At 70.3% G+C, this 8756-nt stretch carries 7 protein-coding genes and 2 pseudogenes; 3 read left to right on the top strand and 6 right to left on the bottom strand.

Annotation, left to right across the window (positions count from 1 at the left end; translation table 11 throughout):
- Window positions 1-64: 64 nt before the first annotated feature.
- The 4 genes from alaS to rpsD form a co-directional block, all read right to left on the bottom strand.
- Window positions 65-2737 (bottom strand): alanine--tRNA ligase, encoded by a 2673-nt coding sequence (alaS, locus tag ACFWI9_RS31145; protein WP_387167699.1) that lies wholly within the window; start codon window positions 2735-2737, stop codon window positions 65-67.
- A complete protein-coding gene (locus ACFWI9_RS31150; RefSeq protein ID WP_387167702.1) occupies window positions 2737-3096 on the bottom strand; it encodes a hypothetical protein in 360 nt (119 codons plus the stop codon). The genes alaS and ACFWI9_RS31150 overlap by 1 nt, the downstream gene beginning before the upstream one ends.
- 7 nt (window positions 3097-3103) lie before the next feature.
- Window positions 3104-3541: a DUF948 domain-containing protein gene (locus tag ACFWI9_RS31155; protein ID WP_387167704.1), complete on the bottom strand. Its 438-nt coding sequence runs from the start codon at window positions 3539-3541 to the stop codon at window positions 3104-3106.
- A gap of 295 nt (window positions 3542-3836) precedes the next feature.
- Entirely contained in the window at window positions 3837-4448 is a 612-nt protein-coding gene (rpsD, locus tag ACFWI9_RS31160) for a 30S ribosomal protein S4 (protein WP_338675457.1), read from the bottom strand.
- Window positions 4449-4503: 55 nt separating this feature from the next.
- Between rpsD and ACFWI9_RS31165 the strand changes: the two genes are divergently transcribed.
- A complete protein-coding gene (locus ACFWI9_RS31165) occupies window positions 4504-5394 on the top strand; it encodes a DUF2470 domain-containing protein (RefSeq protein WP_387167708.1) in 891 nt (296 codons plus the stop codon).
- Between the two features lie 197 nt (window positions 5395-5591).
- On the opposite strand, the gene ACFWI9_RS31170 is transcribed toward ACFWI9_RS31165, so the two are convergent.
- Window positions 5592-6953 carry a replication-associated recombination protein A gene (locus tag ACFWI9_RS31170; RefSeq protein ID WP_387167711.1) on the bottom strand — a complete coding sequence of 454 codons (1362 nt, stop codon included), beginning with the start codon at window positions 6951-6953 and terminating at the stop codon, window positions 5592-5594.
- 105 nt (window positions 6954-7058) lie between these two features.
- Complete coding sequence (locus ACFWI9_RS31175) at window positions 7059-7709, bottom strand: vitamin K epoxide reductase family protein (protein ID WP_387167714.1); 651 nt, start codon at window positions 7707-7709, stop codon at window positions 7059-7061.
- Between the two features lie 134 nt (window positions 7710-7843).
- On the opposite strand from ACFWI9_RS31175, the pseudogene ACFWI9_RS31180 reads away from it, so the two are divergent.
- Window positions 7844-8079: pseudogene (locus tag ACFWI9_RS31180) on the top strand (ATP-binding cassette domain-containing protein); the annotation flags it as partial.
- A gap of 42 nt (window positions 8080-8121) precedes the next feature.
- A pseudogene (locus tag ACFWI9_RS31185) lies at window positions 8122-8742 on the top strand (response regulator).
- The last annotated feature ends 14 nt before the right edge of the window (window positions 8743-8756 follow it).

An 8756-nucleotide genomic window follows, 5' to 3' on the forward strand; every position in this document is an offset into this window, starting at 1 on the left:
CGATCCGGGCGTCCCCGACGTCGATCGCGAGTCGGCGGCCTCTTCGCATGTTCTGGACCGCTTCTTACTTGGCCGTGTCGGCGACGAGTCGCTCGACAGCGTCGACGGCCTCGCCGACGGCGGCCGGGTTCTGACCGCCGCCCTGGGCGACGTCCGGCTTGCCGCCACCGCCGCCGCCGAGGGTCTTGGCGGCGGTACGGACCAGGTCACCGGCCTTGAGGCCGCGCTCGCGGGCGGACTCGTTGGTGGCGATCACGGTCAGCGGACGGCCGTTGGCCGTGGTGAACAGGGCCACGACCGCGGGGCGGTCGCCGGGGATGCGGCCGCGTACGTCCAGGACCAGCTTCCGCAGGTCGTCAGCGGAAGTGCCGTCCGGGACCTGCCCGGTGACCAGGGCGGTGCCCCGCACGTCCTTGGCACCCTGGGCGAGCCCCGCGGCGGCCTGGAGCACCTTCTCGGCGCGGAACTTCTCGATCTCCTTCTCGGCGTCCCGCAGCTTGCCGAGCATGGTGGCGATCTTCTCCGGCAGTTCCTCGGAACGGCCCTTGACCAGCTCCTGGAGCTGGGCGACGACCGTGTGCTCCTTGGCCAGGAAGTTGTAGGCGTCGACGCCGACGAGGGCCTCGATACGGCGCACACCGCTGCCGATCGACGACTCGCCGAGCAGCTTCACCAGCCCCAGCTGGGAGGTGTTGTGGACGTGCGTACCGCCGCAGAGCTCCTTGGAGAAGTCTCCGATGGTGACGACCCGGACCCGCTCGCCGTACTTCTCGCCGAACTCGGCGATGGCGCCCTGCTTCTTGGCCTCGTCGATGCTCATGACCTCGGCCTGGACGTCGAGCTCACGGGCGAGCACCTCGTTGATCTTCTGCTCGACGTCGGTGAGGACCGTGCCGGGCACGGCGGCCGGGGAGCCGAAGTCGAAGCGGAAGCGGCCCGGCGAGTTCTCGGAACCGGCCTGGGCGGCCGTGGGGCCGAGGGCGTCGCGCAGCGCCTGGTGGGTGAGGTGGGTGGCGCTGTGGGCGCGGGCGATGGCGCGGCGGCGCTTGACGTCGATGGCGGCATAGGCGGAGGCGCCCACCGTCACCTCGCCGACCTGCACCGAGCCCTTGTGCACGGAGACGCCCGGGACCGGCTGCTGCACGTCGCGGACCTCGATCACGGCGCCGCTGTCGAGCCTGATCCGCCCCTGGTCGGCGAGCTGGCCGCCGCCCTCGGCGTAGAACGGGGTGCGGTCGAGTACGACCTCGACCTCGTCGCCCTCGGAGGCGGCGGGCGAGGGCACACCGTCGACCAGCAGGCCGACGATGGTCGACTCGCCCTCGGTGCCGGTGTAGCCGGTGAACTCGGTGGCGCCGGAGGTGTCGGCGACCTCGCGATAGGCGGACAGGTCGGCGTGGCCGGTCTTCTTGGCCTTGGCGTCGGCCTTGGCGCGCTCCCGCTGCTCCTTCATCAGGCGGCGGAAGCCGTCCTCGTCCACGGTCAGGCCCTGCTCGGCGGCCATCTCGAGGGTGAGGTCGATCGGGAAGCCCCAGGTGTCGTGGAGCAGGAAGGCCTTGTCGCCAGGGAGCACGGTGCCGCCGGCGGACTTGGTCTCGGTGACGGCGGTGTCGAGGATGTTCGTGCCGCCCTTGAGGGCCTTCAGGAAGGCGGCCTCTTCGGCGAGCGCGACGGTCTCGATGCGCTTGCGGTCGGTCTCCAGCTCCGGGTACTGCAGGCCCATGGTCTTGATGACCACGTCGACAAGCGTGGCGACCACCGGCTCGGTGGCGCCGAGCAGCCGCATGTTGCGGATGGCGCGGCGCATGATGCGGCGCAGGACGTAGCCGCGGCCCTCGTTGCCGGGGGTGACACCGTCGCCGATGAGCATCACGGACGTACGGAGGTGGTCGGCGACCACGCGCAGCGAGACGTCGGTGGCGTCGGTGGCGCCGTAGCGGACGCCGGTGAGTTCGGTGGCCCTGTCGATCACGACGCGCAGGGTGTCGGTCTCGTACATGTTGCGAACGCCCTGGAGGATCATGGCGAGGCGTTCGAGACCGAGACCGGTGTCGATGTTCTTGCTCGGGAGGTCACCGAGGATCTCGAAGTCCTCCTTGCCGGAGCCCTCGCCGCGCTCGTACTGCATGAAGACCAGGTTCCAGATCTCCACATAGCGCTCGTCGTTGACGGCCGGACCGCCCTCGACGCCGAACTCGGGGCCGCGGTCGTAGTTGATCTCCGAGCAGGGACCGCAGGGGCCGGGGACGCCCATGGACCAGAAGTTGTCCTTCTTGCCCAGGCGCTGGATGCGCTCGGCGGGGACGCCGACCACCTCGCGCCAGATGCGCTCGGCCTCGTCGTCGTCCAGGTAGACGGTGATCCAGAGCTTCTCCGGCTCCAGCCCGTAGCCGCCGTCAGCCACCGAAGCGGTGAGCAGCTCCCAGGCGTACTTGATGGCGCCTTCCTTGAAGTAGTCGCCGAAGGAGAAGTTGCCGCACATCTGGAAGAAGGTGCCGTGGCGGGTGGTCTTGCCCACCTCTTCGATGTCCGGCGTGCGCACGCACTTCTGCACGCTGGTGGCGCGCGGGGCGGGCGGCTTGGTCTCACCGAGGAAGTAGGGCTTGAAGGGCACCATGCCCGCGTTGACCAGCAGCAGAGTCGGGTCGTCCGCGATGAGCGACGCCGAAGGCACGACGGTGTGCCCGCGCTCCTCGAAGAAGCTCAGCCAGCGGCGGCGGATTTCAGCCGACTCCATCAGTGGTCCTCATTCCGGTCGTACGGGTACCTGCTGTCCAGGATCCCGTAGTGCTTGGTGTCTTGCTTGTGGTTTTCGGTGCGGTCGCCGAGGGCGGCGGGGCGCCGCGGTGCGGGGAGGCCGCGGTCGGCGGGGGCCTCGATGCCGAGCGCTTCGCCGAGCTCGGCTTCGCGCTGGGCCATCGAGGCCCTGACGTCGAGCGCGAAGTCCTTGAGGCGGTGCCCGGCCTCGACCGCCTTGTCGGCAGCCTGGGCGGCGAGGCTCTCCGGCGTGAGCTGCCTGAGCTTTCGGTTGACCTTGGTCGTGGCCCACACACCGGCCGCGGCGCCCGCGGTGAACCAGAACGTACGGCGGAACATCGCTCGATCAGCCCTTCTGCCTGCCGCGCCGGGCGGCGGGGATGGTGCGCCCGAGGACGACGGTGCGCCTGATCCGCTCACCTGCCGGGGCGTCGCCCGTCTTGTTGCGGCTCAGTGCCCGGCGTACCCCGTAACCGAACGCCGCGACCTTGACGAGCGGGCCGCCGAAGGTGGAGGCGACGGTGGTGGACAGCGCCGACGCGTTGGAGGTGACCTCCTGGACGTCGGAGGCGATGGCGTCGACCCGGTCGAGCTGGGTCTGCGCGGACCGCACTGTCGCCGAGGCGTCCGCCAGCAGCGGCACCGCCTGTTCCGTCACGTCCGCCACCAGCTTGGTGGTCGCCTTGAGCGTCTGGGCCAGCCTCACCAGCACCACGGCGAGGAAGGAGACCAGGATCGCCCAGAAGACGGCCACCAGGATCCCGGCAACCTCTCCACCGGTCACGCTGCACCGCTCCCTGATCGTTGTTGGGGCTTTCCTCGTTGAGGCTTCGTCATCGGGCTTGTCGTGGGCCCGGCGAAGTCGCCATCCGACCCTATCGCGCCGGAGGTCGCGTCCCGTACCGGATCAGGGGTCCTGAGCTTTGCGATACGACCCGGACTTGAGGCGGTATGGCATGTGCGGCGGCCCGAGCGTCCCCGGGCGGGAAGGCGCGGTAACGCGAGAGCCCGCCGCTCCGGCCGGGAAGGCGCGGAGAGACGGGCTCAGGCGTGAAGCCGATGGCGCTACGGCCGCTGGATCAGCGGGCGTAGTACTCGACGACGAGCTGCTCGTCGCAGATCACCGGGATCTCCTTGCGGTTCGGCTCCCGGTCCAGGCGGAAGGCCAGCGCCTTCAGGTTGACCTGAAGGTAGCGGGGGGTCTCGCCGTCGGGGGCGTAACCACCCTCACGGGCGACCTGGAACGGGTGCTTGGCGCGGGAGCGCTCGCGGACCGTCACGACGTCGTCGGGGCGCACACGGAAGGACGGCTTGTCGACCTTGCCGCCGTTCACCTCGATGTGGCCGTGGACGACCATCTGACGGGCCTGGTAGATCGTGCGGGCGATACCGGAGCGCAGCACCAGCGCGTCGAGACGGCGCTCGAGCTCGATGATGAGGGCCTCACCGGTCTTGCCCTGGACCTTGCTGGCGCGCTCGTAGGCGCGAACCAGCTGACGCTCGGAGACGTCGTACTGAGCGCGGAGACGCTGCTTCTCGAGCAGACGGACCTTGTAGTCCGAGTTCTGCTTGCGGCCACGGCCGTGCTCACCCGGCGGGTAGGGGCGAGCCTCGAAGTACTTGACGGCCTTCGGCGTCAGGGCGATGCCGAGTGCACGCGACTTCTTGACCTTGGGTCGCGACTGGTTCACGGGGAACCTACCTCCATGTAAGTTAGGTGAGCCTTACCTTAGCGAGGAGGACGTAATGTCTCGACCGCATGGGATCCCCCTGCCCAGTGCGCATCGCAGTTCAGACCACTCGAACGAGTCGGTGACTGCTTACGACGACGATGAACAAGGTCAGCCGCGTCCCAGGGAAGGCGCTCGACAGCCCACCAAGGCCGAGCGCGTACGAACCCTCGTTGAATACAAGGCCTCAGTATCCCTCACCCTGCCGGGTGCTCGCGACCACGCTCCCGGATTCTGGGAGCCCGCGGCCCGCACGGTGACACCCGAGGGCGATGTCGTACTCCTGGTGCCATGGGATTCTCCCACGGCACGGGCCGCCGCCTACGCACAGGACGACGATCTGACCTGCGTGATGGAGATCACGGATATCGCCCCGGTCGCGGTGCGCCAGCGCGTACGGGGCCGGGCCCGGCTGGCCGGCTGGCTGACCGCCGCGCGAGGCGAGGACCGGGGCCGCTGCATCGAGCTGCTCGCCGAGCGGCACCCCGTCGGGGCCGTACCGGAGAGCGACGGCGAACAACCGGCCTGGATGCCGGTGCGGCTGGAGGTCGGCGAGATCTCGCTGGACGACCTATGGGGCGCCGGCTGTGTGAATCCCGAGCTGCTGGCGGCGGCCCGGCCTGATCCGATCGCGCGGCACGAGGCGGACCTGCTCCAGCATCTGCACTCCGCGCACGGCGACCAGGTGCGCGCACTGTGCACCCTGCTCGGCGGCCGACCGGGCACCGGCCCGGCGGAGGTGCGCGAGGTGGTGCCGCTGGCAGTGGACCGCTTCGGGCTGCGAGTGCGGCTCACGGGGACGGACGGCGCGGTCCTCGACGCGCGCTTCGACTTCCCCGAGCCGGTCGAGGACGTGGCGGGCCTGCGGCAGGAGATGCACAGGCTGTTCGCGGCGGCCCTTGGGTAGGCGCTCCGCCGGCAGCCCGGTGCGACCCGTGGCACCGAGCGCGGCGTGTCCGGTGTGCCGAACCCCGGGGGGCGCCCGGAGTGTCCGGGCCCCGGGCGGCGGTCAGCCCGGCAGCTCAGGCCCGTCCCGGGGACCCCGGGGGAAGTCCGGGGCGAGACCCGCATCCACGGTGCACGCCCCGGCCCGGCGCAACGGGCTCAGTCGCTCTTCTGCTCGCCCCGCAACCGCTCGCGGACCTTCTCCACCACATCCGCGTAGCGCGCCTCCGCGCCGTAGCGGGTGGGCTCGTAGTAGCGCTTGCCGTGGATCGCGTCCGGGGCGTACTGCTGGGCGGCGATGCCACCCGGGACGTCATGCGGATAGACATAGCCCTGGGCATGGCCCAGCTTGGCCGCGCCCTTGTAGTGGCCGTCCCGCAGATGGGCAGGCACCGGTCCGGCGAGCCCGCCGCGCACATCCGCGAGGGCCGCGCCTATCGCCGTCGTGGCCGCATTGGACTTCGGGGCGAGCGCGAGCGCGATCGTGGCATGGCTGAGGGTCAGCGCCGCTTCGGGAAAGCCGATCATGGCCACGGCCTGGGCAGCGGCGACCGCCGTCGGCAGTGCCGCCGGATCGGCGAGTCCGATGTCCTCGCTCGCCGAGATCATCAGACGGCGTGCGATGAACCGCGGGTCCTCCCCCGCCTCGATCATCCGCGCCAGATAGTGCAGCGCGGCGTCGACGTCGGAGCCGCGGATGGACTTGATCAGTGCGCTCGCGACGTCGTAGTGCTGGTCGCCGTCGCGGTCGTACTTCACCGCCGCGCGGTCGACGGTCTCCTCCACGGTGCCCAGCCGGATCTCCTGCTCGCCTTTGGCGATCGCCGCACCCGCCGCGGCCTCCAACGCGGTAAGCGCCCGCCGGGCGTCACCCCCGGCGATCCGCAGCAGATGCGCCTGCGCGTCATCGGGCAGTGTCAGCGCTCCGCCGAGCCCCCGCTCCTCTTCGAGCGCACGGCGCAGCAGGGCGCGCAGATCGTCATCGGTGAGCGGCTCCAGCGTGAGGAGCAGTGAGCGGGAGAGCAGCGGGGAGATCACCGAGAAGTACGGATTCTCGGTGGTCGCGGCGATGAGGGTGACCCAGCGGTTCTCGACGGCCGGCAGCAGGGAGTCCTGCTGCGCCTTGCTGAAGCGGTGGATCTCGTCCAGGAAGAGCACCGTCTCCTTACCGAAGCCGCCCGCGGCCCTGCGGGCACCGTCGATGACCGCCCGGACCTCCTTGACCCCCGCGGTGATCGCCGAGAGCTCGACAAAGCGCTTGTTGGTGGCCTTCGAGACGACATAGGCGAGGGTCGTCTTGCCCGTGCCCGGTGGCCCCCACAGGATCACCGACGAGACACCCGCGGGACCCGAACCGCCTTCGCCGACCAGCCGCCGCAGCGGCGACCCGGGCTTCAGAAGATGCTGCTGGCCCACGACCTCGTCCAGGGTGCGCGGACGCATCCGTACGGCCAGGGGGCTGGCGGACGGGTCCTTCTCCTGGCGCTCCTCGGCCGCTGCGGTAAAGAGATCGGGCTCCACGACGTGAAGCCTAGGTCACCCCACTGACACCGCCGTCAGCGCCGTCAGCGCCGTACCGGACTGCCGGGAGCCGCTCGCGCATCAGCTCCCGCCTCTGAGCCTGGCTCAGCGGGTCCAGAAGTCCCACCAGCGGGTCAGCACCAGCATGCCGATCACACCGGTGTGCAGCACGGGCAGGACCCAGGTGAACTCGTCGAGGAACTTCCCGGCCCAGGCCGGCGCCGGGAGCAGCCCGGCGCGGACGTTGTGCGCGGTCACGTACCAGAACATGAAGATCGTGGCGACCCAGGCCAGACAGCACCACAGGCACAGGGCGTTGATGTTGTACAGCGACTGGTACTGGAGCCAGGTGCAGAAGGCGACGCCGAAGAGCGTGCCGGCGTTGAACGTCAGCCAGTACCACCGTGGGAAGCGCGCACCGGCCAGCAGGCTCACCCCGACGCAGATCACGATGCCGTAGGCGACGAGGCCGAGCATCGGGTTGGGGAAGCCGAAGGCGGACGCCTGGTCGCTCTCCATGACGCTGCCGCAGGAGACGATCGGGTTGAGGCTGCATCCGGGCGTGAACGTGGTTCCCGCGATCTTGGCTTCGAGGATCTTGAACTTGTCGATCGTGATGACCCAGGAGGCGAGCAGTCCCGCGGCGCCGGTGACCACCAGGAGCCAGGCGAACGCACGACCGGCCCCGACCGCACCGCGCACCCCGCCCGGCTTCTCCTCGCCGGAGGACACGCCGTCAACCGCACTCGTCGTCATATCGCCGTTCCATCACTCGGGTCACTGGTTGGCACGGTCATTCTGCCGCACCAACGCCGGTGTCCACCGTTCGGTGGACATAAGCACGTCCGCCCGGGGCCCGGTGGCCGGGGTTCCGCACGAGTGTGGGGGGCATGACGACAACGGCGGTGGAAGTGCGTGGTCTGCGCAAGCAGTACGGAGAGGTCACCGCGCTCGACGGGCTGGACCTCTCGACAGGGCGGGGCGACGTCTTCGGTCTGCTGGGGCACAACGGAGCCGGCAAGAGCCGACCGTGGAGATCCTCCAGGGCTACCGCGACCGTGACGCCGGTGATGTCCGGGTGCTCGGCACCGACCCGGCCGGGACGGGCCGGGCCGTGCGTGCGCGCCCGGCGAGGGCACCAGGTCACCGTCACCCTGAGGAGTCAGCCATGATCCGCATCCTGCTCGCCGACGACCACCCGGTGGTACGGGCCTGCGCGGGATGCTCAGCGCGGAGCCCGGTCTGGAGGTGGTTGGGGAGGCCGCGAACGGACCTCAGGCGGAGGTCCTCACCATCGAACTGCGGCCTGACATCGTGCTGATGGACCTGCGCATGCCGGATGGCGACGGTGTCGACTCCATCGCCCGGATGACGGCGGGCGGCGGGTCTGCCCTGCCGGGGTCGTCGTGCTGACCACGTACGAGACGGAGCGGGACATCCTGCGTGCCGTGGAGGCGGGCGCCTCGGGCTATCTGCTCGAGGACATGGCACGGGCCGAACTCGCGGGCGCGGTACGCGCGGCCGTGCGCGGGGAGACGGTCCTGGCGCCGTCGGTGGCGGCCCGGCTGATGGACCAGTTGCGCACCCGGCCGGAGCGCCCACGGCTCACGGAGCGCGAGGTGGCCGTACTGCGGCTGGTGGCTAAGGGCTCGACGAACGCGGAGATCGGACGCCGGCCCATGTCGCCGATTCGACGGTGAAGACCCATCTGCTGCGGATCTTCAACAAGCTGGACGCGGCCGGCCGTACCGCGGCGGTGACCAGCGCGATGCGGCAGGGAGTGCTGTAGTGCGTGATCGGGGG

Source organism: Streptomyces sp. NPDC127084 (genome assembly GCF_042724175.1).
Taxonomy (GTDB): Bacteria; Actinomycetota; Actinomycetes; order Streptomycetales; family Streptomycetaceae; genus Streptomyces.